The sequence below is a fragment of the Acidisoma sp. C75 genome (assembly GCF_054665095.1).
On sequence record NZ_BAAFHD010000013.1, the window covers coordinates 1 to 25334 of the forward strand.

Here is a 25334-nt window from a genome sequence, read left to right on the forward strand (position 1 = left end):
TCGGCGGCGCGGCGCGCCTCCTCTTCCCGGCGGCGCGCTTCCTCGGCGGCCGACAGGATCATGATCTTTTCCTGCTCGCGGGCTTCGGCCTCGCGGCGGGCGGCTTCGCGCTTCTGCTCCTCCAGCACGCGCTGGCGCATCGCAAGCTCGCTCGCGGTCAGCGCGCGGCCACCGCCGCTCTGCTGGCCGCCACGGCCGCCACCTTGCGGGCGGCCGCTGCCGCCACCGCCGGACGGTGCCGCCCCGGAGGCCGGCACGGCGGGCGGCGGGGTGCCCGGCGCGCGCTTCTTGCGCACCTCGACCTGCACCACCTTGGAACGTCCATGGCTAAAGCTCTGGCGCACGGACCCCGCATCCACGGTCCGCCCCAGTTCCAGGCGTCCGGAGGGACGCAGGGATAATCTCGCCTTGCCGTCTTGGTCTTTCGTATCGCTCAATGTCATCCGCCCGGTTGATCAGCCCTGCCCGGTCCCTTGATGAAACCGTCCAGGCGCTCACTCTCTGTCCGCAGCATCTCGGCCAGCCGCCCAGCTGATACTGCTACATGCACGGCATGGTCACGCCCAAAAATCTGCCCCAATTCTTCGGCAGCCACCGGGGCGATGACGGGTACCGCTCGTCCACTCAACATCCTCGCGCGCTCGTCGGCGCTGCCATCCGCTGCTTGGACGATCAGCACCGCGCGGCCCGCGGCCAGCCATTCACGCGCCTTGGTAAATCCGGCAACCGCCTGGCCTGCGCGTCGGGCAAGGCCGAGAAGCTCGATCACTCTCCGCTTGAGCGCTAGCTCGACGATGCCCGGCACATCCGCCGGCACCATGACCTCCGCCCGCAAGGCGCGAGAGAAGGCTTTCCGAGTAATTGCTGCTTCTATCACATCCCGCCGGGCGCTCAACCACATTCCCCGTCCGGGCAGCCTTGCCTGAAGGTCGGGCACCAGCATCCGCTCCGGCCCGATGACGAAGCGGATCATGCGCTCCTTGGCGAGGCGTTCGCGCGTCACCGCGCAGCGGCGGAGCGGGCCGGTCTCCTCGGCCTCCTCCACCGGCGTTGCGGGCGCGCTTTCGGCTGCGCGCGCGGCCGCGGCTTCAAGGCCGCCGGCCGCCGCGTCTGTCAGCTGCGCGGGCTCATTCTGCGTCTGGCTCAGAACTGCCATCCTCCGCGAACCAATGCGCCCGCGCCTGCATGATCACCGCATTGGCGGTTTCCTCGTCGAGGCCGGAGCCCACGATCTCGATCAGCTCGTCGGAGGCGAGATCGGCGAGATCGTCCAGCGTCTTGACCCCCTTTTCGCCGAGCGCCACCAGCGCCTGCGCCGAGAAGATCTCGAAGGCCGCGACATCGTCCGTCACGCCGAGCGCCACGCGCTTCTCCTCCAGCTCACGCTCCCGCGCGTTGAGGAAATCCTCCGCGCGGCGGATGAGCTCGGCCGCCACCGCCTCGTCGAAACCCTCGATCTCGGCCAGTTCCTCGATCGGCGTATAGGCCAGCTCTTCGAGCGTGGTGAAGCCTTCGGTGACGAGCAGGCCGGCGATCACGTCATCCACATCCAGCGCCTCGACGAAGAGGCCGGAGCGGCGGCGGAATTCCTCCTGCCGGCGCTCGCTCTCCTCGGCCTCGGTGAGGATGTCGATATCCCAGCGGGTGAGCTGGCTGGCGAGCCGCACGTTCTGGCCCCGCCGGCCGATGGCGAGCGAAAGCTGCGTATCGGGCACCACCACTTCAACGCGGCCGGTCTCCTCCTCCATCACCACCTTGGTGACCTCGGCGGGGGCGAGCGCGTTGACGACGAAGGTCGCCGCCTGGGCGCTCCAGGGGATGATGTCGATCTTCTCGCCCTGCAACTCCTGCACCACCGCCTGCACGCGGCTGCCGCGCATGCCGACGCAGGCGCCCACCGGGTCGATCGAGGCATCGCGGCTGATCACCGCCATCTTGGCGCGGCTGCCCGGATCGCGCGCCACCGCCTTGATCTCGATGATGCCGTCGTAGATCTCGGGCACTTCCTGGGCGAAGAGCTTGGCGAGGAAGCCGGGATGGGTGCGGCTCAGGAAGATCTGCGGCCCGCGCGGCTCTTCCCGCACGTCATAGATATAGGCGCGCACGCGGTCGCCATTGCGGAAGCTCTCGCGCGCGATGAGTTCGTCCCGCCGCAGCAGCGCTTCCGCCCGGCCGAGATCGACCATGAGGTTGCCGTATTCGGTGCGCTTGACGACACCGTTGACGATCTCGCCCACGCGGTCCTTGAACTCGGCGAATTGCCGGCGCCGCTCGTATTCGCGCACGCGCTGGACGATCACCTGCTTGGCCGTCTGCGCCGCGATGCGGCCGAAATCGATCGGCGGCAGCGGGTCGATGATGAATTCGCCGAGGTTGATCTCGGGCTTGAACTTCCGCGCGATATGCAGCGGGATCTGGGTATCCTCGTTCTCCGCGGTCTCCACCACCTCGGTCCAGCGGGAGAGGCGGACATCGCCGGTCTTGCGGTCGATCGTCGCGCGGATGTCCTTCTCATGCCCGTATTTGGCGCGGCCGGCCTTCTGAATCGCCTGCTCCATCGCCTCCAGCACTTCCTCGCGGTCGATGGACTTTTCACGGGCGACGGCATCGGCGACCAGAAGAAGCTCCGGGCGGGCGATCGCGGTATCCATGGCTTTGCCTCTTAGGTTCGGTCTCAGGCGGTCAAAATCAGTGAAGGTCTTCCGGCGCCGGCTGGGCGGTCGCCTCGATCAGCGCGTCGGTCAGCACGAGCTTGGCGGATTTGATATCGGCGAGCGGCAGGCTCACCTCCGTGCCGTCATCCAGCCGAAGCCGCCCCTGGCCCTCGGCGGCGCCGAGCACGATGCCTGAGAAACGCTTGCGCCCATCCGGCGTCGGGAGTGCCATATCCACCTTCGCGGCATGGCCGGCGAACCGGTTCCAATCACGGGGCCGGGTCAACGGCCGGTCGATTCCGGCGGAGCTTACTTCCAAAGTCCAGGCGCCAGGCACGATATCTTCAACATCGAGAACGGCGCCGATCTGATGGCTGATCGCCTCGCAATCCTCGATGGTGATCTGGCTGCCATCGGCGCGGTCGGCCATGATCTGCACGGTCGGCCGCTCTCGCCCGAGCACGCGGACGCGCACCAGCTCGAAGCCCATGGCGATCAGCCGGGGCATGATGATCTCGGCGAGGCGGGCCTCGAAGCCCGTATGATGCGGCGTGTTTTCGTCGGTCAAAGCAAAAAAGGCGGCCTTTTGGGCCACCCCCGTCTCTCATCCAGCGGTGAAGGGAAGGCCTGTCATATAAGCGGCAGGCCAAGGGGGCGCAAGCCGGAAGCGAAGGGCGCAGGGCAGGGCGGCGCGCGCATCCGGCCTGGGCGCCTTGCCAATCCTCGGGCGGCGCCGTTAAACCGGGTTTCAAGCAATAAAAAAGGCGGCCAGAGGCCACCCTTTCAGTTTCTTGGATGTTTGGCCCCACTAAGCGCGGGAGTTGTTGTTGCGTGAAGACTAGCCCGCAACCGATGGCCCTGCCAACAGCTTTCATGCGGCGGCGGGGCCGCTTCAGCCCGCTTTTGCATGCGGCCCGCGCGGCGCTGCTCTGCGCTCTTGCCGCGGCGGGCCTTGTTTCAGCCCGCGCCGAGGCGGCGGCCAAGGCAGCGTCGCCGCATTTCACCCTGACGAGCCCGACCGTGCGCACCGCCGCGCGCATGCCGCCCGCCTATGTCGGCGCCCGCGGCAGCTGCCACGGCGCCAACCAATCCCCGCCGCTCGGCTGGGCGCATCCGCCGGCCGGCACGAAGAGCTATGCGGTGAGCATGGCCGATCTCGACGCCAAGGTCGGCGTCGTCTGGCTCTGGCTCATGTTCAACATCCCGGCGGAAGCGACGGGCCTTGCCGCCAATGCGGCGGCCGATCAGGCGAAGCTGCCGACTGGCGCGGCCCAGGCGCGCAACGGGTTCGATGCGCTCGGCTATACCGGCCCCTGCCCGAAGGCCGGGCGGCTCGCGCATCATTACCTCATCACCGTCTGGGCGGTGGGCGAGCAGGCCCTGCCCTTCAAGAACGGCACGCCGGCAGAGACGGTCGCGGTCTATCTGCGCCGCCATGCCCTCGGCCATGCGAGCCTCACCCCGCGCTACGGCCTGCACTGAAGGCTTTCCGCAAAGAGGACTCGCCAGGCGCGTCCTCGCCGCCCTATCATTGCAGACCCGCATTGAAAGTTCGCCGATGGCGCCCCGCATGCGCGCGATGGACGGGCTGCGAGGCCTGCTTGCGCTCTATATCCTGGCCGGCCACAGCCTGCCCCTGCTCTGGCCGGTGCCGGGGGCCGGGTGGCTCACCGGCCTCTTCTCGCACGGGCGGGCGGCGGTCGATCTCTTCTTCTGCCTGAGCGGGCTCGTCATTCTCCACGCCCTCGGCGCCGGGGGGTTGGAGGGCGCTCTTCAGGCGAAACGCTTCCTGGCACTTCGCGCCGGGCGGCTGCTGCCGGTCTATCTCCTGGCGCTGCTGCTGGCCGCACTCAGCCTCTGGGCGGGTAATCCCTATCCGCTGATGCCCTGGCTCGCCACCGCCGGCGCCGGGGTGGAGGGCGCGGTGCGCGATATCCTCGCCCCCGGCTGGCCGGCCGCCCCGGCGGCGCATCTCGCCGCCCATCTCGCCCTCGTCCAGGGCCTGCTGCCGCCGGCGGTGCTGCCCGATGCGGAATACGCCCTGCTCGGCCCGGCCTGGAGCCTCAGCACCGAATGGCAGTTCTACGCACTGCTGGCGCTGGCCCTCGCGGCGGCGCCCTGGCTGTTGCGGCCGGCCGCCCGCGGGCCGCTCGGCGGTATCGCGCCGGCCGCAGCCGGCCTCATCCTGCTCGGCCTGCTCGGCAGCGCGCTGCCGCTCGCGCCTGCCGCCTGGCAGTTCGGCCGCGCCTTCCTGCCGCGCGAAGCCTGGTATTTCGCGCTCGGCATGGCGAGCGCGCCGCTCCTCGCCCGGCCGCATGATCCGGCGGCGCGACGCGGCTACGGCCTCGTCCTGCTGGCAGCCCTCGGCCTCAGCCTCGGCGCGGGCGGCGGCCCCGCACTCCTCGTGCCGCTCGCCTGGACGCTCTGCCTCATCGCCGAAGCCGGTCTCGGCCGGGGCGGCCGGCTGCTCGGCGCGCTGCTCGCCCAGCCGGCGCTCAGCACGGCGGCGGCGATCTCCTACCCCCTCTATCTCCTGCACGTGCCGGTGCAGCGCCTGCTGATGCTGGCGCTCGGCCCCCTGGCACAGGGGGATTGGCGGCTGTTCTCGCTGCTCTGGGGGCCTGCCGCGGTGCTGCTGCCGCTCGCCCTCGCCGCCCTCGTCCATCACGCGGTCGAGGAACCCTGCCGCCGCTGGAGCCGGGCGCTCATCCTCGGCCCCGATGGTCGGCGACTGCCCGCGCGCGGGCTTCAGCCCTTGCGCCGCAGGCTCCAATAGAGCGGCTGGCGCCCGGCCTTGAGCGCCTTCGCCTCATAGCGCGTCGGCGGCCAGCCCTCCGGCCGCTCGGCGCTGGGCTGCGGCACCTCGAAGAAATCCTGCGCCGCCATCACCTCGGCGACCCAGGCCTGATAGGTCGGGTCGTCGCTCGCGATGCGCCACAGCCCGCCGGGGCGGATCAGCCGCCCGGCGAGCGCCACATTCGCCGGATGCACGAAGCGCCGCTTGGCGTGGCGGGCTTTCGGCCAGGGATCGGGGAACATCAGATAGAGGCGGGAGAGCGCGGCATCGGGCAGCCTCGCCAGCAGATGCCGGGCATCGCGGTCCCAGAGGCGGAGATTGGCGGGAAGCGGCGGGATCGCCTCCGTCCCGTCATCGGGCACCAGCGCCGAGAGCATCGAGCAGATGCCGTTCTCGAAAACCTCGCAGGCGATGAGCCCTATCTCGGGATGCGCGGCTGCCAAGGCCCGCGCATGCTCCCCGCCGCCGAACCCGACCTCGACCCAGAGTTCCGAGACCGGTGCGGCGAAGAGCGCGCCGGGTTCGGCGAGCGCGGCTTCCGCCGCGCGCAGGCGCGGCAGCACATGCGCCATCAGCCAGGCCTGGCGCGGGCGCAGCGCATGGCCGCGCTGCCGCCCATAGAGCCGGTCGGGCTGCGCCTTGGCGGCGATCAGCGGTTGAAGGCCGATTTCAGCGCCGGCACCAGATCGGTCCGCTCCCAGGTGAAGGTGCCGCGCTCCTCATCCGGCGTGCGGCCGAAATGGCCATAGGCCGAGGTCGGCGCATAAATCGGGCGGTTCAGATGAAGATGCTCGCGGATGCCGCGCGGCGAGAGGTTGACGAGTTCGCGCAGCGTCCGCTCGAGCTTCTCCTCATTCACATCCCGCCCCGTATTGTGCAGATCGACATAGACGGAGAGCGGATGCGAGACGCCGATGGCGTAGGAGATCTGCAGCGTGCATTTCTCGGCCAGGCCGGCGGCGACGACGTTCTTGGCGAGATAACGGCAGACGTAAGCCGCCGAGCGATCGACCTTCGTCGGGTCCTTGCCGGAGAAGGCGCCGCCGCCATGCGGGGCCGCGCCGCCATAGGTATCGACGATGATCTTGCGCCCGGTGAGGCCGCAATCGCCATCCGGGCCACCGACGACGAAGGTGCCCGTCGGGTTGATATAGATCTCGCTCTCCGCCGGCATCCAGCCTTCGGGCAGGCTGCTCTGGATGATGGGCAGCACCATCTCGCGCACCTTCGCCAGGCTGACATCGGCATCATGCTGGGTGGAGACGACGACGCTCGTCGCGCCCACCGGCTTGCCGTCCACATAGCGCAGCGTCACCTGGCTCTTGGCGTCCGGCTGCAGGCCCGCGACCGAGAGATCCTTGTTGCGGCGCATCTCGCTCATCCGGCGCAGGATCAGGTGGGAGTAATAGAGCGGCGCCGGCATCAGATCTTCCGTCTCGCGGCAGGCATAGCCGAACATGATGCCCTGATCGCCCGCGCCCTCGTCCTTGTTGCCGGCGGCATCGACGCCGACCGCGATATCGGCGGATTGCGCGTGCAGATGGCATTCAACGGTGGCGTTGCGCCAGGAGAAGCCCTCCTGATCGTAGCCGATGTCATGCACCGCCATGCGGGCGAGATGGGCGAGATATTCGTGGGTGATGGTGTCCGGCCCGCGGGTTTCACCGGCCAGCACGATGCGGTTGGTCGTCACCAGGGTTTCGCAGGCGACGCGCGCATAGGGATCGGCCGCGAGGAAGGCATCAAGCACGGTATCGCTGATCCGGTCCGCCACCTTGTCGGGATGGCCTTCCGAGACCGATTCTGACGTGAACAGATATTCGCCGGTATCGCGCATGAGAAGCTCCGAACTGCCAGGAGATTTCCTCACCGACCCGGCGAGGGCCGATGGATTTCGCCCAAAGCGGCCGCGGGGTCAAGCCTTGGCGGGCCTTGGCGGGCTTAGCGGAGGCCGAGCACGTCGCGCATCGCATAGAGGCCGGGCGGCTGGCGGCCGAGCCAGAGGGCGGCGCGCACCGCGCCGGTGGCGAAGGTTCGGCGGTCGAAAGCCTTGTGCGTGAGAACGATATGCTCGTCCGCGCCGGCGAAGAGCAGGCTGTGCTCCCCCACCACCTGGCCGCCGCGCAGGGCGGCGAAGCCGATGGCGCCATCGGGGCGCGGGCCGGTATGCCCGTCCCGCCCGCTCTGCATGACGGCGGCGAGATCGACGCCGCGGCCGCGCGCCACCGCCCGGCCGAGGCCGATCGCGGTGCCAGAGGGCGCATCCACCTTCTGCCGGTGATGCATCTCGACGATCTCGGCATCGTACTGCGCCGCTGGCAGGGCGGCGGCCATCTGCTCGGCGATGGCGAGGACGAGGGTGACGCCGGGCGAGAAATTGGCGGCATAGACGATCGGGATAACCCGCCCGGCCTCCGCCACCGCCGCCTCCTCGGCAGCCGAGAGGCCCGAGGTGCCGAGCACCCAGGGCTTGCCCGCGGCGATCAGCGCCGCCGCATGCGCTTCCGCCGTGCCGGCGCGGGTGAAGTCGATCACCACATCGGCCGCCGCGGCCAGCGCCGCGACATCGGGGAAGAGTGGCACGGAAGATTGCGTCGCGTAGCGGCGGCGCGTGCCGCCCGCGAGCACGGCGCCCGCCGCCTCGACCTCCTCCACCAGCAGCTGGCCCATCCGGCCGGAGATGCCGGCAATGCCGATCCGCATAGACATCAATATATGTTGATCCCTTGCCGCGCTCAGTATCAGTACATGTGCTGCCCACCGTTGATCGAGAGCGTCGATCCGGTGACAAAACCCGCATCATCGGCTGTCAGGAAGACAACCCCACGCGCGATATCCTCGGCATGCCCGAGCCGGCCGACCGGAATGCGCGCCACGATCTTGGCGAGCACATCCTCGGGCACCGCGCGCACCATGTCGGTATCGACATAGCCGGGGGCGATGGCGTTGACCGTGATGCCGAAGCGCGCGCCTTCCTGCGCCAAGGCCTTGGTGAAGCCGTGGATGCCGGATTTGGCCGCGGCATAGTTCACCTGTCCGTATTGCCCGGCCTGGCCGTTGATGCTGCCGATATTGACGACGCGGCCGAACTTGCCCGCCCGCATGCCGTCGAAGGTGAGCTTGCAGAGGTTGAAGCAGGAGCCGAGATTGGTGTCGATCACCGCATCCCACATGTCCCGCGTCATCTTCGCCATCGTCGCGTCCCGCGTGATGCCGGCATTGTTGACGAGGATCTCGATCGGCCCGTGCTCAGCCGCGATCTGGGCCACCGCCGCCTGGCATTCGGCAAAATCGCCGGCATCGAATTTGAGGCTGGCGATGCCGGTCTCGCGGGAGAAGGCCTCCGCCCTCTCGACATTGCCGGCATAGCTCGCGACGACGGTTCGGCCCGCCTCCTTGAGCGCGATGCTGATGGCCGCCCCAATGCCGCGCGTGCCACCCGTGACCAATGCTACCCGTGCCATCTCGTCTCCCCCCCGATCTCGCTTTCGCGCTGGCCAGGCTCTTCCGCCCATGCCGCGCGGTTCAATCTTCCGCAGAAAGGCCGCGAACGCCAGGGATCATTTCGGCCGGATAGGGAAATTGTTCAATGAGACCAACGCCCAACCCGCGCTCTTTTGGCGCGGCCGATGACATAGATGGTCCACACGATCGGCGGCAGCAGCGGCACCGGCACCACCAGCGGCTTGTAGAGCGAGGGGGCGGCGAGGAAGCACCAGGCGGCGAGCGCGCCGAAGGCGGTGAAGCCCCAATAGATGAAGGTGATGAGCCGCGGATCCATCCCCGCGCGCTGCGCCACCTGGAAGAGATGCCCGCGATGCGCCTGGGTGATGTTCTCGCCCCGCAGCAAGCGGCGGAGGAGGGTGAAGGCGACATCGTAGAGCGCGCCCGCCAGCATCATCGGCACCAGGACGAAGGACAGCTCGCTGCTCTCGAAGCGCGAGGAGGCGACGGCGAGCATGGCGAGCACGAAGCCGCAGAACTGGCTGCCGACATCGCCCATGAAGATCCGCGCGCGCGGATAGTTGAAGGGCAGGAAGCCGAGCGTGCCGGCGGCGAGCAGGGCGGCGGCGAAATAGGTGAACCAGCCATGGGCGTGCAGCGAGAAGATGCTGAGGAAGACGCAGGTGATGAAGGTGATGCCGGCCGCCATGCCGTCCATCCCGTCGATGAAGTTCATCGCGTTGGTGGCGAACAGGATCCAGCAGAGGGTGAAGGGAATGGCGAGCGGCCCGGCGGCGACGCCGCCGATATAGGGCAGGTGGTAGGCGGCGACGTAGAGGCCGGTCAGCACCGCGCTGAGCGCCGCCACCACCTGGGCCGCGAGCTTCACGATGAAGCGGTAGTCGTAGATGTCGTCCAACAGCGCGACGATCGCGATGAGGAAGGCCGAAAGGATCATGCCGCGGAAATAGGGGTCGGCGAGGCGGGCGAACTGCGCATAGCGGTAGAGGATGATGATGCCGAGGAGATAGGCGAGGACGATGCCGACGCCGCCGAGCTTGGGCGTCGGCCGCTCATGCGCCTTGCGCCCCTCGGGATGGTCCATCACGCCGAGCGCGATCATGCCGCGCACCGCCGCGGCCGAAAGCAGCGTCAGGCAGAGCAGGAAGAGGGCGTGGGTGAGAACGGCGTGCAGTGTCATCGAAAGCCCCAAAGCCGGCGGGGCGGGACCATCGCCGAAGCGCGCAGCCTGGGCAAGAGCGGGCCGCCGGGGCGGCATGCGCCGCCGGATGGTTGCCTCCCGCCCGCGTCTCGGCTACAGCCCGCCCCCGGACGTCGGCACCCCTGGAGGCCGGCGTTTTACGCATTTCCTGAAGGAGCGAGTGATGGCCAATTTCACGTCTATCCCGGCCGAGCTGCGCGAGCGGGCAGGTAAGGGGGCAGCGCGCGCGACACGCCGGGCGGGGAAGGTTCCCGCCGTTATCTATGGAGCCAAGCAGGAGCCGACGCTGATCGCGCTCGATCCGCGCTCGGTGTTGAAGGAGCTGCATCGCGGCGGCTGGCGCTCGCGCCTCTACGAGATCGACCTCGGCGCCGACAAGCCGCGCGCGCTGATCCGCGACGTGCAGTTCCACCCGGTCTCCGACCAGCCGGAGCATGTCGATTTCCAGCGCCTGGCGCCGGGCGAGCAGATCCGCGTGGCGGTGGCCGTGGTCTTCGAGAATGAAGCCACCTCCCCCGGCCTCAAGCGCGGCGGCGTGCTGAACGTGGTGCGCCACACGGTCGAGGTCTATGCCGATCCGGAGACGGTGCCCGAGCATTTCACCGCCGATCTCGGCAGCCTCGACATCAACGACACCGTGCGCTTCTCCGATCTGCGCGGCACCGAGGGCACGCGGCCGACGATCACCGAGCGCGACTTCGTGGTCGCGACCGTCGCGGCGCCGACCCAGAACGCGGCCGATGCGGCGGAAGATGCCGCCAAGGCTGAGGCCGCGGCTGCCGCCGCCGCCGCCAAGGGTGGCAAGGCGGGCGGCAAGCCGGCCGCCGCCGCTAAGAAGAAGTAAGGGACTGTAACCGGCTCGGAGGCTCGGTCCGCCCATGTTGCTTTGGGTCGGGCTCGGCAATCCCGAGCCGGGAATGGCCAGACAGCGCCACAATATCGGCTTCATGGCGCTCGATGTGATCGCGATCCGCCACGGCTTCGGGCCGTGGCGGCCGCGCTTCAAGGGCCTCGTCGCGGAAGGGCGCGTCGGCAGCCAGAAGATCCTGGCGCTCAAGCCGATGACCTATATGAACCGCTCGGGCGAGGCGGTGCAGCAGGCGCTGGCCTTCTTCAAGATCGAACCGGCGGCGATGACCGTGTTCCATGACGAGCTCGACCTCATCCCCGGCAAGCTGCGCGTCAAGCGCGGCGGCGGGGCGGCGGGGCATAACGGGCTGCGCAGCATCGACCAGATGATCGGCACGCCGGATTACGGGCGCGTGCGCCTCGGCATCGGCCATCCCGGCCACAAGGACCGGGTGCACGGCTATGTGCTCGGCGATTTCGCCAAGGCGGACCAGTCCTGGCTGCTGCCCTTTCTCGACGCGATCGCCGATCGCGCCGCGGCGCTCGCCGAGGGGCGGGCGGAAGAGTTCATGAGCGGCATCGCCGAAGACATGCGGAAGGTGAGTTAAGATGGGCTTCAACTGCGGCATCGTCGGCCTGCCCAATGTCGGCAAATCGACCCTCTTCAACGCGCTGACGGCGACCGCCGCCGCCCAGGCGGCGAACTATCCCTTCTGCACGATCGAACCCAATGTCGGCCGCGTCGCGGTGCCCGATCCGCGCCTCGCCGCGCTCGCCACCATCGGCAAATCGGCCAAGCTGGTGCCGACCAGCCTGGAATTCGTCGATATCGCCGGCCTCGTGCGCGGCGCCTCCCGCGGCGAAGGCCTGGGCAACCAGTTCCTCGCCAATATCCGCGAGACGGACGCCATCATCCATGTGCTGCGCTGCTTCGAGGATGGCGACATCACCCATGTCGAAGGCTCGGTCGATCCGGTGCGCGATGCCGAGGTGGTGGAGACCGAGCTGATGCTCGCCGATCTCGAAAGCCTGGAGAAGCGGCTGCCCGCCCTGCAGAAGAAGGCGCGCGGCGGGGATAAGGAGAGTGCCGCGCAGGTCGAGCTGATGGAGCCGATCGTGAAAGCGCTGACCGAGGGCCGCTCGGCCTGGAGCGCGATCGCACCGGCCGACCGGAAGGCGGCCGCGCGGCTGCAACTGCTGACGGCCAAGCCCGTGCTTTACGTCTGCAATGTCGAGGAAGGTTCGGCCGCGACGGGCAATGCCTTCTCGGCAAGGGTCGCGGCGATGGCGGCCGAGAAGGGCGCGGCGCATGTCGTCGTCTCGGCCGCGATCGAGGCCGAGGTCAGCCAATTGCCGGAAGCCGAGCAGGCGGAGTTTCTGGAAGGGCTGGGGCTTGCCGAAAGCGGCCTCGCGCGGGTGATCGCGGCGGGCTACGGGCTGCTCGGCCTCATCACCTATTTCACGGTGGGGCCGAAGGAGACGCGCGCCTGGACGATCGAGCGCGGCATGAAGGCGCCGCAGGCGGCGGGCGTCATCCATGGCGATTTCGAGCGCGGCTTCATCGCCTGCGAGACGATCGCCTATGACGACTACATCGCCTATCGCGGCGAGGCCGGCGCGCGGGATGCCGGCAAGCTGCGGATCGAAGGCAAGGAATACGTGGTCAAAGACGGCGACGTGCTGCTCTTCCGCTTCAACGTCTGAGGCGCGGCGGAAAGCGCTGAGGCCCGCCGGGGAAGCCGCCGCGAGCGGGCGGAAGCAGCGGCCATGCGGCCTTGAGGCTGGCGAAGCCAGGCCCTGTACGATAGCTCAGGGAGATGCGCTATATTTCGACCCGCGGCCAGGCCGAGCCGCGCGACTTCGCTGGTGTTCTCCTCGCAGGGCTTGGCGAGGATGGCGGCCTCTTCATGCCCGAAAGCTGGCCGGAGCGAACGGCTGCCGAATGGCGCCGGCTGCGCGACATGCCCTATGCCGAACTCGCCGCCCAGATCATCCACCCCTTCGTGGGCGAGACGATCACCCTCGACCGGCTGCGCATGCTCTGCGACCGCGCCTATGCGCATTTCGACCATCCGGCCCGGGTGCCGCTCATCCAGCTCGACCAGAACCTCTGGGTGCAGGAGCTGTTCCACGGCCCGACGCTCGCCTTCAAGGACATGGCGCTGCAACTCCTCGGCCAGCTCTTCGAACATGTGCTGACCGAGCGGGACGAGCAGGTGACGATCGTCGGCGCGACCTCGGGCGATACCGGCTCCGCCGCCATCGAAGCCTGCCGGGACCGGGCGCGCATCAAGATCGCGATCCTCCACCCCGAGGGCCGCACCAGCGAGGTGCAGCGCCGGCAGATGACGACGGTTAGCGCCCGCAACGTCTTCAACATCGCCGTCTCCGGCACTTTCGACGACTGCCAGGACATGGTGAAGGGTCTCTTCGCCGACGAGGCCTTCCGCGGGGAGATGAAGCTCACCGCCGTCAACTCCATCAACTGGGCGCGGATCGCAGCACAGATCCCCTATTACGTGGCCTCGGCGCTCGCCCTCGGCGCGCCCGATCGCCCGGTCGCCTTCGCGGTGCCGACGGGGAATTTCGGCAATGTGCTGGCGGCCTATGCAGCAGGGCGCATGGGCCTGCCGATCTCGCGGCTGATCATCGGCTCCAACCGCAACGATATCCTCACCCGCTTCCTGGCCACGAACGACATGACGGCCCGCGGCGTGGAGCCCAGCCTCTCGCCCAGCATGGATATCCAGGTGAGCTCGAATTTCGAGCGGCTGCTCTTCGAGCTGCTCGGCCGCGACGCGCCCCGCACCGCCGAGATCATGCAGGCCTTCCGCAAGACCGGCCATATGCCGGTGCCGGAGGCGGCCTGGCGGCAGGCGACCAGCCTCTTCCAGGGCCTGGCGCTGAGCGATGGCGAGACCACCAGCGCGATCCGCGCCCTGCATGCCGCGACCGGCTATCTGGCGGACCCGCATACCGCCATCGGCATCGAGGCGGCGCGCCACGCGCATCTGGCCGAATCCGCGCCGGTGATCGCCATGGCGACGGCGCATCCCGCGAAATTTCCCGATGCGGTCGCCGCCGCCACCGGCATCCGCCCTTCCCTGCCGCCGCATCTGCGCCATCTGATGACGGCCGAAGAGCATGTCACCCGCGCGCCCAACGAGCTTGCCGCCGTGGAAAGCCTCATTCGCGCTTTCGTCGGCCGCAACGTTTGAAGCCTGAAGGAAACTGCCGATGAGCGACGCCATTCGCGTCCAGACCCTCGCCTCCGGCCTCACCGTCGTCACCGAGGCGATGCCGCGCGTCGAAACCGTCTCCTTCGGGGCCTATGTCTCGGCCGGCACGCGGCACGAGATGGCGGAAGAAAACGGCGTCTCCCACTTCCTCGAACACATGGCCTTCAAGGGCACGCAAAGCCGCTCGGCGGCCGCGATCGCCGAGGAGATCGAGGCGGTGGGCGGACATATCAACGCCTATACCGCGCGCGAGCAGACCGCCTACTACGTCAAGGTGCTGAAGGAGGACATGGCGCTCGGCGCCGATATCATCGGCGATATCCTCACCCACAGCACCTTCGAGCCGGAGGAGCTGGAGCGGGAGCGCGGCGTCATCCTGCAGGAGATCGGCCAGGCGAACGACACGCCGGACGACATCATCTTCGACCACTTCCAGGAAGCCGCCTTCCCCAACCAGCCGATGGGCCGGCCGACGCTCGGCACCGAGGAGGTGATCCGCGCCATGCCGCGGACGGCGCTGATGACCTATATGCGCAACCACTATGGCACGCGCAACGTCGTCGTCGCCGCGGCGGGCAATCTCCACCACGAGGAGGTGGTGCGCCTGGCCGAGCGGCACTTCGCCGATCTGCCGACCTCGCCGGTGCCGGCGGCCGCGCCCGCCGCCTATGTCGGGGGCGAGTTTCGCGAGGAGCGCGATCTCGACCAGGTGCATATCGTGCTGGGCTTCCCCTCGGTCTCCTATACCCATGCCGATTTCTACCCCTCGATGCTGCTCTCGACGCTGCTCGGCGGCGGCATGTCCTCCCGCCTCTTCCAGGAGATCCGCGAGAAGCGCGGCCTCGTCTATTCCATCTACGCCTTCACCGCGCCGGCCGAGGATTGCGGCCTCTTCGGCATCTATGCCGGCACCGGGGAGAGCGAGGCGGCGGAGCTGATGCCCGTGACGCTCGAAGAATTGCGCCGCGTGCAGACCGACGTGACGGAGGCGGAACTGGCGCGGGCACGCGCGCAATCCAAAGCCTCGATCCTGATGTCCCTCGAAAGCACTGGCAGCCGCTGCGAGCAGCTCGCCCGGCAGTTGCAGGTCTATGGCCGCATCGTGCCGGTCTCCGAAATGGTGGCGCAGATCGAGGCGGTGAGCACGGAGGATATCCGCCGCGCGGCCGCCCGCCTGTTCCGCGCGCGCCCGACGCTCGCCGTGCTCGGCCCGGCCGGGCGGGTCCCCGGGCTCGCCACCATCACGGAGACGCTGGCCGCATGAGCTTGCACAAGGAAACCGGGCTGCTCGGCGATCTCCTCGCCGCCGCCCGGCGCGCCGGGGCGGACGAGGCGGATGCCGTCTATGTCGCCGGCGCCTCGCTCTCCGTCAGCCAGCGGCTCGGCGCGATCGAGCATGTGGAACGCGCCGAGGGGCGCGATCTCGGCCTGCGCGTCTTCGTGGGCGAACGGTCGGCGATCGTCTCGGCTCCGGGGCTCGACCCCGCGCAATTCGCCGATATCGCCGAACGCGCCGTCGCCATGGCGCGGCTGGTGCCGGCAGACCCCTATGGCGGGCTGCTCGACCCAGGGGCGATCCCGGCGCTCGATCTCGACCTCGTCGATCAGGCCGAGCCCGATGCCGCGGCGCTCGGCGCGCGGGCGGCGGCGGCCGAGGATGCGGCGCTCTCCGTCTCCGGCATCACCAATAGCGAAGGCGCGGATGCGAGCTATAGCCGCAGCGAAGCGGTGCTGGTGACGAGCCGCGGCTTCGCCGGCGCCTGGGGCCGCACCGGCTTCTCGGTCTCGGCGACGGCGCTTGCCGGTTCGGGCACTGGGATGCAGCGCGACTATGACTATACGAGCGCGGTGCATGAGGCGGATCTCGACGACCCGGCCGAGATCGGCCGGCGGGCGGCGGAACGCGCCCTCGCCCGGCTCAATCCCCGCCGGCCGAAGACCGCGACGCTCAGCGTGATCTACGACCCGCGGGTCTCGGCGAGCCTGCTCGGCCATCTCGCCGGCGCCGTCAACGGCGCCGCCATCGCGCGTGGCACCAGCTTCCTGCGCGAGAAGATGGGCGAGCGGGTTTTCGCGCCCGGGCTTCTCATCCGCGACGATCCGCACCGTCGCCGCGGCCTCCGCTCCCGCCCCTTCGACGGCGAAGGCCAGCCGACGGCGCCGCTCGACATCATCGAGGACGGCATCCTCAAGACCTGGGTGCTGGATGGACGCAGCGCCCGGCAACTCGGCCTCAAGACCACAGGCAATGCGGCACGCGGCACCTCCGCCCCGCCCGGCCCCGCGACCACCAACCTCTATATGGCGCCGGGCGAGCTCAGCCCCGCCGCGCTGATGGCCGATATCCGCGAAGGGCTGTACGTGACGGAGCTCATCGGCTCCGGGATCAACGGCATCACCGGCGATTACAGCCGGGGCGCGGCCGGCTTCATGATCCGCGATGGCCAGCTGGCCGAGCCGGTGGCGGAGATCACCATCGCCGACAATCTCATCGGCATGTTCGCCCGCCTCGTGCCGGCGAACGATCTGCGCTTCCGGCGCGGCACCGACGCGCCGACCATCCGGATCGACGGCATGACGATGGCCGGGGCCTGACCATCCCGCCCGCTTTCCGCTATAGGCTGGGGCTCGTTCGATTGAGGGAGCGTGCCTGCGTCATGCGCCGGTTTCTAATCCTGGCGGCAGCCCTTCTGCCGCTTCTGTCCCTGCTTGCCCCGCAGCCGGCCGATGCGCGGGCCGGCGGCGGCCATTCCATGGGCAGCCGCGGCAGCCGCACCTTCAGCGCGCCGCGGCAGACCAGGATCGCCCCGGCGATCGCCCCGCTGGAGCGGACGCAGGTGCCGAACACAGCGATCGGCCGCGCGCCGGGTGCTGCCGGCGCCGGCGGCTTCTTCAACCGTCGCCCCTTTGCGACCGGGCTGCTCGGCGGCTTTCTCGGCGCCGGCCTCTTCGGCCTGTTCTTCGGCGGCGGGCTGTTCCGCTTCGGCATGGGCTTCGGCTCGATCATCGGGCTCCTGCTGCAGATCCTGCTCATTCTGCTGGTGGTGCGCTGGCTGGTGCGGCTTTTCACCGGCGGCGGGCGGGGGATCGGCCGGCCCGCGATGCCGGGCGCCCCGCCGCCGCCCCGGGCCAATGCTGGCGGGCCCGCCAGCCTGCGCATGCCGGACGCCGCGGCGAGCGGTGGCGCGGGCAGCGCCGCCACCGGCCTCGGCGGCTTCGCCCATGGGCCGAACCCGGGCGGCCCGCGCATCACGCCGCTGCAGCTGACCGCGGCCGACCGCCAGGCCTTCGCCCAATGCCTGATCTATGTGCAGGACGCCTGGGGGGCGGGGGATCTCAAGGCTATCGCCCAGGTCGCGACACCGGAACTCACCCGCTATTTCGCCGAGCAGGCGGCGAACCTCGCCCGCCAGGGGCTGCGCAACCGCGTCTCGGGCGTGCAGATCGAGGCGATGGAGCTTTCCGAAGCCTGGAGCGAGGCGGGCGCCGATTTCGCGACCGTCGCCATGCGCTTCTCGTTGATCGACGTGACAGTGGATGCCGCCAACCGGGTGGTGGACGGCAGTCCGGACCTGCGGGCGCTGGTCAGCGAGGTTTGGACCTTCACCCGCCGGCCCGGCAGCCATTGGGTGCTCTCCGCCATCCAGCAGGTCAATTGACCGCAAGGCCGGGCGCGGCCGGCCTCAGCCGAGCGGCGTCTCGCTGACGCCCAAGGGATTGGCGATCCGGAGGCGCCAGGCGCCATCCGCGCCACGCCCGGCCACCTGGGTCGCCACGCCGCGCGCCGTGCTCGCCTCCCCTGGCCCCGGCATCACGATCTGCCACTCGGCGAGGATCAGCGCCTGATCTTCGCTGACGAGCACGCGGCGGACGTGGTTCTGCAAGCGCGGCTTGAGCGCGAGCAAGCCGCCGAGCGCCGCGCGGAGCGCCTCTCCACCACCGGTGACGAGGGTGCCGTCCGTCATCCGCATCGTCGCCGCCGGATGAAAGAGCGCCAGGACGGCATCGAGGTCGCCGGCGTTGAACGCCGCGTCGAAGAGCGGCGGCAGATCCTCCGGCCGCATCGCGGCCGGCCCGGTGGCCTGCTGCATGGCAGACGGACGCGGCACTTCCGCGAGCCCCGCCACGAAGCCTTGGATCTGCGCGGCCAGCTCGGCCGGCGCTTCCAGCGGCAGCAGGTGGCCGGCATCCGGCACGATGCTGAGCCGGGCGGTGGGCAGCACGGGCAGCACCCGGGCGCGCAGCATCTCGACCTGATCCACCTGATCCTTCTCGCCACCGATGACGAGCACCGGCACCGCGATCCGGGCGAGATCGGCGCTGACATCCTCGCCGATCCCGGCCTGCGGCCAGGCGTGCTTGGCCGCCGCGGCGCCGGCGAGGCTGCCGGCGATGACCTCCGCCCGCAGCGCCGGCGGGAGGGGCCGGGCGCAGAGGATGGTATCGACCGTCCAGCCCGCCGCCTCCGGCTCGGCATAGGCTGCCGCCATCGCCTCCCGCTCCTCCGGGGCGAGGCTCTTGCCTTGCGCCGGCGAGGGCGCGACGAGGATGAGGCCGGCAAGGCCCTGAGGTTGGCGGGAGGCGAGGAGCTGGGCGACCTTGCCGCCCATGGAATGGCCGATCAGGACATAGCGGGAGAGGCCGAGGGCGCCGATCGCCGCCGCCACGTCATCGGCCATGGTCGCCATATCATAGCCGGTGGCCGGACGATCCGATCCGCCCCAGCCCCGCGCGTCGAGCGCGATCTTGCGCAGATCCGCCGGCAGCGCGGCGATGACTGGCTGCCAGCTGCGCGCCGTGCCGCCCCAGTAATGCAGAAAGACGAGGGCGAGCGGGCCGGCCCCCTCATCCGAGGCATGCAGGGTGATGCCGTTTGCCGCAATCTTCATGGCGCGTCTCCTATCGCTTTGAATCCGAGGGTGGGGCGGAACGGGAGATAGACGCTTGGGCGCTGCGGTATAATCCACCCGGCTTGCGATACACTCGATCGCCAGAGGATCGAATGGGCGGGGCGCGATCACGGCCGGGGCGGGACTGGCCGCCCTGCCGGCCGAAGCGTCATGCGGCCGCGCATGGCGCCCATGGGCACGGGCTGGCATAAGCTCTTCCTTACGCTTGTAAAAGGAGATGCGCGATGTCCGGCTTCGGACTTTCCCCCCAGATTCCCGACCCCAAATCCGTGCCCAGCCATCGCTGGGGCTGGTTCGTGGCGCTCGGCGCGGTGCAGATCGTGGTCGGCCTGCTCTGCTGGATCGACGTGACGGCGGCGAGCCTCGCCGGCGTCTTCATCATCGGCGCCCTGCTGGTGGTGGGCGGTATCTTCCAGATGGTGCATGCCTATGCCGTGCGCGGCTGGGGCGGCTTCCTGCTCTATCTCATCCTCGGCGCGCTCTACATCCTGGGCGGCTTTCTGCTGATGGCCGAACCGCTGCGCGGCTCGCTCATCATCACCCTCGTCATCGCCGTGCTGCTGATGGTGAGCGGCGTGACCCGGCTGGTGCTGGCGGCGACGCACCGGCACATGCCGGGCCTCTGGCTCGTCATCCTCTCGGGCATCGTCAGCATCATCGTCGGCGGGCTCCTCTATGAGAGCCTGCCCTGGTCGAGCCTCTGGGTGCTCGGCACGCTGATCGCGATCGAGCTGGTGTTCTTCGGCATCGCCTGGATCCAGTTCGGCTTCGCGCTCAAGAAACTGCACCAGAGCTGAGCTTGCGCGCGGAGCCCGGCCGCCCATGAAAAAAGCGGCCCTCCCCGGGGGGAAGGCCGCTTTTGCATCGGCGCCGGCCGAAGCCCGCCCCGCGCGCGGGGCCGCGCTTACTCGACTTCCTCCGGCTCTTCCCGCTCGGTACCGCCTTCCTCGCTGCCCGGGCGGGCGGCGGCGACGAGCGGCGCCTCGGTGATCTCGAAATCGAGCTTGCCTTCCTTCAGCCCGACCTTCACCGAGCCGCCCTTGGCGAGCTTGCCGAAGAGCAGCTCCTCGGCCAGCGGCTTCTTGATCGTCTCCTGGATCACCCGGGCCAGCGGCCGCGCGCCATAGAGCTTGTCGTAGCCGCGCTCGGCCAGCCACTCCTTGGCGGCGGAGGAGAGTTCGATCGTCACGTTGCGGTCCGCGAGCTGGGCTTCGAGCTGCATGACGAACTTCTCGACGACGCGGGCGACCACCTCCTGGCTCAGCGCCGCGAAGGGGATGACGGCATCGAGGCGGTTGCGGAATTCGGGGGTGAACATGCGCTTGACCGCATCCTCATCCTCGCCCACCCGCGCTTCCCGGCCGAAGCCGATCGCGGCCTTGGCCATGTCGGCCGCCCCGGCATTCGTCGTCATGATCAGGATGACGTTACGGAAATCGACCGTCTTGCCGTTATGGTCGGTGAGCTTCCCGTGATCCATCACCTGCAGCAGGATATTGAAGAGATCGGGATGCGCTTTCTCGATCTCGTCCAGCAGCAGCACGCAATGGGGATGCTGGTCGATACTGTCGGTCAGCATGCCGCCCTGATCGAAGCCGACATAGCCCGGCGGCGCGCCGATGAGGCGCGAGACGGAATGCCGCTCCATATACTCGCTCATGTCGAAGCGGATGAGCTCGATCCCGAGCACGCTCGCCAGCTGGCGGGCGACCTCGGTCTTGCCGACGCCCGTGGGCCCCGAGAAGAGGTAGTTGCCGATCGGCTTCTCCGGATCGCGCAGGCCAGCGCGGGAGAGCTTGATCGCGGCGGACAGCGCGTCGATCGCCTGATCCTGGCCGAAGACCATGGAGCGCAGATCACGCTCGATATGGCGCAGCGTCTCCTTGTCATCCGCGGAGACGGATTTGGGCGGAATGCGCGCGATCTTGGCGACGATCTCCTCGACATCCTTGAGGGTCACCGTCTTGCGGCGCTTATGCTCGGGCAGCAGCATGCGGCTCGCGCCCACCTCGTCGATCACGTCGATCGCCTTGTCGGGCAGCTTGCGGTCGTGGATGTATTTGGCCGAGAGATCGACCGCGGCGCGGATCGCCTCATCCGTGTAGCGGACCTTGTGGTGCTTCTCGTACACGGTCTTGAGGCCGCGCAGGATGCGCACCGCATCCTCGGTCGAGGGTTCCGGCACGTCGATCTTCTGGAAGCGCCGCACCAGCGCGCGGTCCTTCTCGAAGTAGTTGCGGAACTCCTTATAGGTCGTGCTGCCGATGCAGCGCAGCGTGCCGGCGGCAAGCGCGGGTTTCAGGAGGTTGGAGGCATCCATGGCGCCCCCGCTCGTCGCCCCCGCGCCGATCACGGTATGGATCTCGTCGATGAAGAGCACGGCGCCGGGTTGGGCTTCGAGCTCGGTGACGACGGCCTTCAGCCGCTCCTCGAAATCGCCGCGATAGCGGGTGCCGGCGAGCAGCGCGCCCATGTCGAGGGAATAGATCGTCGATTTCGTCAGCACCTCGGGCACGTCGCCTTCGACGATGCGCTTGGCCAGCCCCTCGGCGATCGCGGTCTTGCCGACACCGGGATCGCCGACATAGAGCGGGTTGTTCTTGGTGCGGCGGCAGAGGATCTGGATGGTCCGCTCGATCTCGGTCTCCCGCCCGATCAGCGGATCGACCTTGCCGCCCTGCGCCTTCTTGTTGAGGTTGACGCAATAGGTGGAGAGCGCATCCTGGCTGCGGCGGCTCGGCTTCTCCTCGGGGTCCGGCGCCTCGGCGGAGGCCTTCTCCGGCCGCGGCGCCGCCTTGCCGGGAGATTTGGCGATGCCGTGGCTGATGAAATTCACCGCGTCCAGGCGCGTCATATCCTGCAGCTGCAGGAAATAGACGGCATGGCTCTCCCGCTCGCTGAAGAGTGCCACGAGGACATTGGCCCCCGTCACCTCGTCCCGGCCGGAGGATTGCACATGGATCGCCGCCCGCTGCACGACGCGCTGGAAACCGGCGGTCGGCTTCGGGTCGCCCGGCCGGTCTGTCGCCAGGCCCGCGAGATCCTTGTCGAGAAATTCGGTGAGATCGCCGCGCAGCTTGTCGAGATCGACGCCGCAGGCGCGCAGAACGGTGGCCGCATCGGTATCCTCGGTCAGGCCGAGAAGCAGATGCTCCAGGGTTGCGTATTCATGTTTGCGCTCGCTCGCCAGCGAAAGGGCGCGGTGGAGAGTCTGCTCAAGGTTACGGGACAACATGCCGACGCTCCTATCTTACTCGAAGCTGGTGGCTTGCCGCTTGTTCGGCGGCCCTTCCGGCACCAGCCAATGCTCTTCCTCTGCGTCGGTTTAGCGTTGCACGCCTAGCCAAGCAGCCGAAGCGGTATCCTGCACCATGTTCGCGCGCCGGAGCATTAACTTTTGCTCAGGGTTACTCTTTTTCGATGGTGCACTGAAGAGGATGCTGGTTCTGGCGGGCGAGGTCCATCACCTGCGTGACCTTGGTCTCGGCCACCTCATAGGTGAAGACACCACAAACGCCGACGCCCCGGCGATGGACGTGCAGCATGATGCGCGTCGCCTCATCGCGCGTCTTCTGAAAGAAGCGCTCCAGCACATGCACGACGAATTCCATCGGCGTGTAATCGTCGTTCAGCATCAGAACTTTGTACATCGCCGGCTTGCGCGTCTTGGTCCGGCTCTTGACGACGACCCCGGTGCCCGTCCCCGTTCCATCGCGGCCGCCATTGCGCCTATCGCTGTCGCTCATCGCGCTACCGTGTATCCTTCCTAGTGAAAAGAACCTTACTGCCGTGAAGGGCACCGCCGAAATCGCCAGATTGGCCGATCCGCCGCCGGAGCTGGTTCACGCGAACAATAAGAGCATGCGGCCTTTGCGGCAAAGACAAGATTGGATGGCGGCAAGGTCTTGTGAAGCGACCTGCGGGCAGGCCAAGCATGCGATGCGGCGCGCACACGGCTGGCAACCGAGCCGCACAGGCCCCCGCCCGACGGGGGCCGCTTTCATGGCAAAGGGCCCGAGCCTTGCGGCCCGGACCCCTTCGCGTTCCGTCAGGGCCCGGCTGAGCCGGACCGCCGAGGATTTAGGCGGACTTCGTGAACTTCTCGACCGCCATCGTCATGCGGCTCGAGATCGGCGCGATCGCCTGCTCGGCCAGCTTGAAGGAGGCATCGGTGTACTTGCTCGACTCGGCCATGCTCTTCTCGATCGCCGAGCGGGTGAAGCCGACCTGCAGATCCACCGCTTCCTTGAGCGACTTCACGGTCGTCATCGCCTTGAAGGCGGCCAGCGCCTCTTCATAGGAAGCCTGCATCGAGGAGGCCATCTGCTTGGAAAGATCCTGCAGGCCGGTGGACCAGATCTGGCCGGACTTGATCAGCGCTTCGACGTTACCCTGGCCGAAGGCCACAACTTCTTCAGCAGTCTTCATGGTTTTGGTCATCCCTTCTTTGAAAGTCACGCCCGGCTGGGCCAGCGCATGCGATGCCGCCGCCATCCGGGATTTCGTCGTCTCAGCCATCTCGGTCGCCAAGGTCTCGGCTTCCGCCGCAACCTCCTCAGCCACCTTCGTCATCGCGGCCTCTGCCGCTTCGGCCACCGTCTGGCCGGCATCCACTGCCGTAGCCATCTCGCGGCTGATCACCGTTCGCGCTCTCGCCATGCTTCTCACTCCTTCGCTCGGATAAGACAGTTTCGCTTCAGGCCCCATCGCGGCGACCTCAGCCTGTCACGACCGCTCTCTGTTGCGATGCAGCATGATGCTTTTAGCGCCACCTCCTGCCGCAATTCAAGTCTTTTTGTGCGGTGCACAACGACCTTTTCCGGGGTTTTCCGGCGCGGCGGCGCGGGTGCATCGTGCAAAATCTGAGAGCTGGCGTCTAAGTGATTGCAATCACCACTAACTTGCGTCAAAGCATGGCGGGGCGCTGATTGGTGGCGGCGCCCGGTCTCAGCGGCAGGAACTCTCCATGAACGTTACGCGGAAGCGCTCAGGCACGCATCTCGGCCTCGTCGTGGCGGCGCTGTGCACGCTGCTCGTCGGCCTCCTCGCCCCGAAGCCGAGTGACGCCGCCCTGCCGCCCACCGCCGAGATCGTGATGGACGCCAAGACCGGCAAGATCCTCTATGCGCTGCACGCCAATGATCCGCGCTTTCCGGCGAGCCTCACCAAGCTGATGACGCTCTATCTCCTGTTCGAGGCGCTGCGCGATCATCGCATCACCCTCAACCAGATGATGCCCGTCTCGGTCCATGCGTCCCGCGTCGAGCCGGTGAAGCTCGGCCTCGCCCCCGGCTCGCGGCTGACGGTGCAGGAAGCGATCCTCGGCATGGTGACGCTCTCCGCCAACGACGCGGCGACGGTTGCCGGGGAATTCCTCGCCGGCGGCGATGATACGCGCTTCGGCGCGCTGATGACGCTGAAGGCCCATACGCTCGGCATGACGCATACCGTTTTCCGGAACGCCTCCGGCCTGCCGGACCCGGCGCAGGTGACGACGGCGCATGACGTGGCGATCCTCGCCCGCCGCCTGATCGTCGATTTCCCGGAGGACTACCACTACTTCTCGACGCCGAGCTTCGATTTCCACGGCATGATCATCCGCAACCACGACTATCTGCTGAAATCCTATCCCGGCGCGGATGGCATGAAGACCGGCTACACCAATGCCGCCGGCCATAACCTGGTGACGAGCGCGGTGCGCGACGGGGTGCGGCTGATCGGCGTAGTGATGGCGGCACCCTCCAACCTGACGCGCGACCGGGACATGACGGCGATGCTGAACAACGGCTTCGCCCAGGAATTCGGCGGCGGCTCCGCCCTTGCTCTGGCGGATGCCGCAGCCGCCGCGCGCCAGGCCCAGGCGCATCCGCAGGCCCCGGTGATCCCGGCGACCGATCCGGCCGCGCTCCATGCCCGCGAGGCGGCGGCAGGAGCCACGGGCGGCATCGCCAACTGGAACCTCGATCTCGGCACCTATCAGGAAAAATCCGCCGCCTACCTCGCGCTCCGCATCGCGCGGCGCAAGGCCGATGGCGGCGTCGCCCATCTCGCGATGATCCATACCAAGGCGCGGCGCGTGCTGTGGCACGCCTATGTCACCAATGTCAGCGAGGATCGCGCGCGCAGCACCTGCACGGCGATGAACCATTACGGCCGCACCTGCTATCCGATGACGCCAGGCGCCTTCCGTAACGGGCGCGAGATGGCGCAGCGTTAAGG

The 25334-nt window shown here is 68.5% G+C and carries 24 protein-coding genes; 11 read left to right on the top strand and 13 right to left on the bottom strand.

Going from position 1 to position 25334, the window contains the following annotated elements; translation table 11 throughout:
• From ACYQ7X_RS15920 to rimP, 4 genes are all read right to left on the bottom strand, one after another.
• Nucleotides 1-437, bottom strand: a 437-nt coding sequence (locus tag ACYQ7X_RS15920) for a translation initiation factor IF-2 associated domain-containing protein (RefSeq protein ID WP_459698054.1), incomplete at its 3' end; no start/stop codon positions are given.
• A gap of 2 nt (nt 438-439) precedes the next feature.
• Nucleotides 440-1045, bottom strand: a complete 606-nt coding sequence (locus ACYQ7X_RS15925; protein WP_459698143.1) for an RNA-binding protein — start codon at nt 1043-1045, stop codon at nt 440-442.
• A gap of 82 nt (nt 1046-1127) precedes the next feature.
• The gene (gene nusA, locus ACYQ7X_RS15930) at nt 1128-2651 is read right to left on the bottom strand and encodes a transcription termination factor NusA (RefSeq protein WP_459698055.1); all 1524 of its coding nucleotides are present in this window, start codon (nt 2649-2651) and stop codon (nt 1128-1130) included.
• Between the two features lie 37 nt (nt 2652-2688).
• Nucleotides 2689-3249, bottom strand: a complete 561-nt coding sequence (gene rimP, locus ACYQ7X_RS15935; protein WP_459698056.1) for a ribosome maturation factor RimP — start codon at nt 3247-3249, stop codon at nt 2689-2691.
• Between the two features lie 257 nt (nt 3250-3506).
• Between rimP and ACYQ7X_RS15940 the strand changes: the two genes are divergently transcribed.
• Nucleotides 3507-4136 (top strand): YbhB/YbcL family Raf kinase inhibitor-like protein, encoded by a 630-nt coding sequence (locus ACYQ7X_RS15940; protein ID WP_459698057.1) that lies wholly within the window; start codon nt 3507-3509, stop codon nt 4134-4136.
• A 76-nt stretch (nt 4137-4212) separates the two neighbouring features.
• Nucleotides 4213-5430 carry an acyltransferase family protein gene (locus tag ACYQ7X_RS15945; RefSeq protein WP_459698058.1) on the top strand — a complete coding sequence of 406 codons (1218 nt, stop codon included), beginning with the start codon at nt 4213-4215 and terminating at the stop codon, nt 5428-5430.
• Here the strand turns inward: ACYQ7X_RS15945 and trmB are convergent.
• The 5 genes from trmB to ACYQ7X_RS15970 form a co-directional block, all read right to left on the bottom strand.
• Nucleotides 5403-6023 (bottom strand): tRNA (guanine(46)-N(7))-methyltransferase TrmB, encoded by a 621-nt coding sequence (gene trmB, locus ACYQ7X_RS15950; protein WP_459698059.1) that lies wholly within the window; start codon nt 6021-6023, stop codon nt 5403-5405. The two genes, ACYQ7X_RS15945 and trmB, sit on opposite strands and share 28 nt — an antisense overlap.
• Before the next feature lie 77 nt (nt 6024-6100).
• Entirely contained in the window at nt 6101-7288 is a 1188-nt protein-coding gene (gene metK / locus ACYQ7X_RS15955; RefSeq protein WP_459698061.1) for a methionine adenosyltransferase, read from the bottom strand.
• A 104-nt stretch (nt 7289-7392) separates the two neighbouring features.
• Nucleotides 7393-8154, bottom strand: a complete 762-nt coding sequence (gene dapB / locus ACYQ7X_RS15960; RefSeq protein WP_459698144.1) for a 4-hydroxy-tetrahydrodipicolinate reductase — start codon at nt 8152-8154, stop codon at nt 7393-7395.
• Between the two features lie 38 nt (nt 8155-8192).
• Nucleotides 8193-8915, bottom strand: a complete 723-nt coding sequence (phbB, locus tag ACYQ7X_RS15965) for an acetoacetyl-CoA reductase (RefSeq protein ID WP_459698062.1) — start codon at nt 8913-8915, stop codon at nt 8193-8195.
• A gap of 122 nt (nt 8916-9037) precedes the next feature.
• On the bottom strand, nt 9038-10096 hold the full coding sequence (locus ACYQ7X_RS15970; protein ID WP_459698063.1) for a glycosyltransferase family 4 protein: 1059 nt from the start codon (nt 10094-10096) through the stop codon (nt 9038-9040).
• A 184-nt stretch (nt 10097-10280) separates the two neighbouring features.
• On the opposite strand from ACYQ7X_RS15970, the gene ACYQ7X_RS15975 reads away from it, so the two are divergent.
• The 7 genes from ACYQ7X_RS15975 to ACYQ7X_RS16005 all read left to right on the top strand — a co-directional run bounded on the left by ACYQ7X_RS15975 (nt 10281) and on the right by ACYQ7X_RS16005 (nt 17864).
• Nucleotides 10281-10961, top strand: coding sequence for a 50S ribosomal protein L25/general stress protein Ctc (locus ACYQ7X_RS15975; protein WP_459698064.1), 681 nt, complete (start codon nt 10281-10283; stop codon nt 10959-10961).
• A 34-nt stretch (nt 10962-10995) separates the two neighbouring features.
• The gene (pth, locus tag ACYQ7X_RS15980) at nt 10996-11574 is read left to right on the top strand and encodes an aminoacyl-tRNA hydrolase (RefSeq protein ID WP_459698065.1); all 579 of its coding nucleotides are present in this window, start codon (nt 10996-10998) and stop codon (nt 11572-11574) included.
• Nucleotide 11575: 1 nt separating this feature from the next.
• Nucleotides 11576-12670, top strand: coding sequence for a redox-regulated ATPase YchF (gene ychF, locus ACYQ7X_RS15985; RefSeq protein ID WP_459698066.1), 1095 nt, complete (start codon nt 11576-11578; stop codon nt 12668-12670).
• Nucleotides 12671-12783: 113 nt separating this feature from the next.
• Nucleotides 12784-14184 (top strand): threonine synthase, encoded by a 1401-nt coding sequence (gene thrC, locus ACYQ7X_RS15990; RefSeq protein WP_459698067.1) that lies wholly within the window; start codon nt 12784-12786, stop codon nt 14182-14184.
• Between the two features lie 19 nt (nt 14185-14203).
• Nucleotides 14204-15469, top strand: a complete 1266-nt coding sequence (locus ACYQ7X_RS15995) for a M16 family metallopeptidase (protein ID WP_459698068.1) — start codon at nt 14204-14206, stop codon at nt 15467-15469.
• Nucleotides 15466-16800 (top strand): TldD/PmbA family protein, encoded by a 1335-nt coding sequence (locus ACYQ7X_RS16000; protein ID WP_459698069.1) that lies wholly within the window; start codon nt 15466-15468, stop codon nt 16798-16800. Before ACYQ7X_RS15995 ends, ACYQ7X_RS16000 begins: the two co-directional genes overlap by 4 nt.
• Before the next feature lie 62 nt (nt 16801-16862).
• Nucleotides 16863-17864 carry a Tim44 domain-containing protein gene (locus tag ACYQ7X_RS16005; RefSeq protein ID WP_459698070.1) on the top strand — a complete coding sequence of 334 codons (1002 nt, stop codon included), beginning with the start codon at nt 16863-16865 and terminating at the stop codon, nt 17862-17864.
• A gap of 24 nt (nt 17865-17888) precedes the next feature.
• Here the strand turns inward: ACYQ7X_RS16005 and ACYQ7X_RS16010 are convergent, their stop codons facing one another.
• Nucleotides 17889-19094, bottom strand: a complete 1206-nt coding sequence (locus ACYQ7X_RS16010) for an alpha/beta fold hydrolase (protein WP_459698071.1) — start codon at nt 19092-19094, stop codon at nt 17889-17891.
• A 245-nt stretch (nt 19095-19339) separates the two neighbouring features.
• Between ACYQ7X_RS16010 and ACYQ7X_RS16015 the strand changes: the two genes are divergently transcribed.
• Nucleotides 19340-19912 carry an HdeD family acid-resistance protein gene (locus tag ACYQ7X_RS16015; RefSeq protein ID WP_459698072.1) on the top strand — a complete coding sequence of 191 codons (573 nt, stop codon included), beginning with the start codon at nt 19340-19342 and terminating at the stop codon, nt 19910-19912.
• Nucleotides 19913-20019: 107 nt separating this feature from the next.
• Here the strand turns inward: ACYQ7X_RS16015 and clpA are convergent, their stop codons facing one another.
• The 3 genes from clpA to ACYQ7X_RS16030 all read right to left on the bottom strand — a co-directional run bounded on the left by clpA (nt 20020) and on the right by ACYQ7X_RS16030 (nt 23822).
• Nucleotides 20020-22350, bottom strand: coding sequence for an ATP-dependent Clp protease ATP-binding subunit ClpA (clpA, locus tag ACYQ7X_RS16020; protein ID WP_459698073.1), 2331 nt, complete (start codon nt 22348-22350; stop codon nt 20020-20022).
• 172 nt (nt 22351-22522) lie between these two features.
• On the bottom strand, nt 22523-22861 hold the full coding sequence (gene clpS / locus ACYQ7X_RS16025) for an ATP-dependent Clp protease adapter ClpS (RefSeq protein WP_459698074.1): 339 nt from the start codon (nt 22859-22861) through the stop codon (nt 22523-22525).
• A gap of 334 nt (nt 22862-23195) precedes the next feature.
• On the bottom strand, nt 23196-23822 hold the full coding sequence (locus ACYQ7X_RS16030; RefSeq protein ID WP_459698075.1) for a phasin family protein: 627 nt from the start codon (nt 23820-23822) through the stop codon (nt 23196-23198).
• Between the two features lie 259 nt (nt 23823-24081).
• Here ACYQ7X_RS16030 and ACYQ7X_RS16035 point away from each other — a divergent pair, with 259 nt between their 5' ends.
• The gene (locus ACYQ7X_RS16035) at nt 24082-25332 is read left to right on the top strand and encodes a D-alanyl-D-alanine carboxypeptidase family protein (protein ID WP_459698076.1); all 1251 of its coding nucleotides are present in this window, start codon (nt 24082-24084) and stop codon (nt 25330-25332) included.
• Nucleotides 25333-25334: the final 2 nt, after the last annotated feature.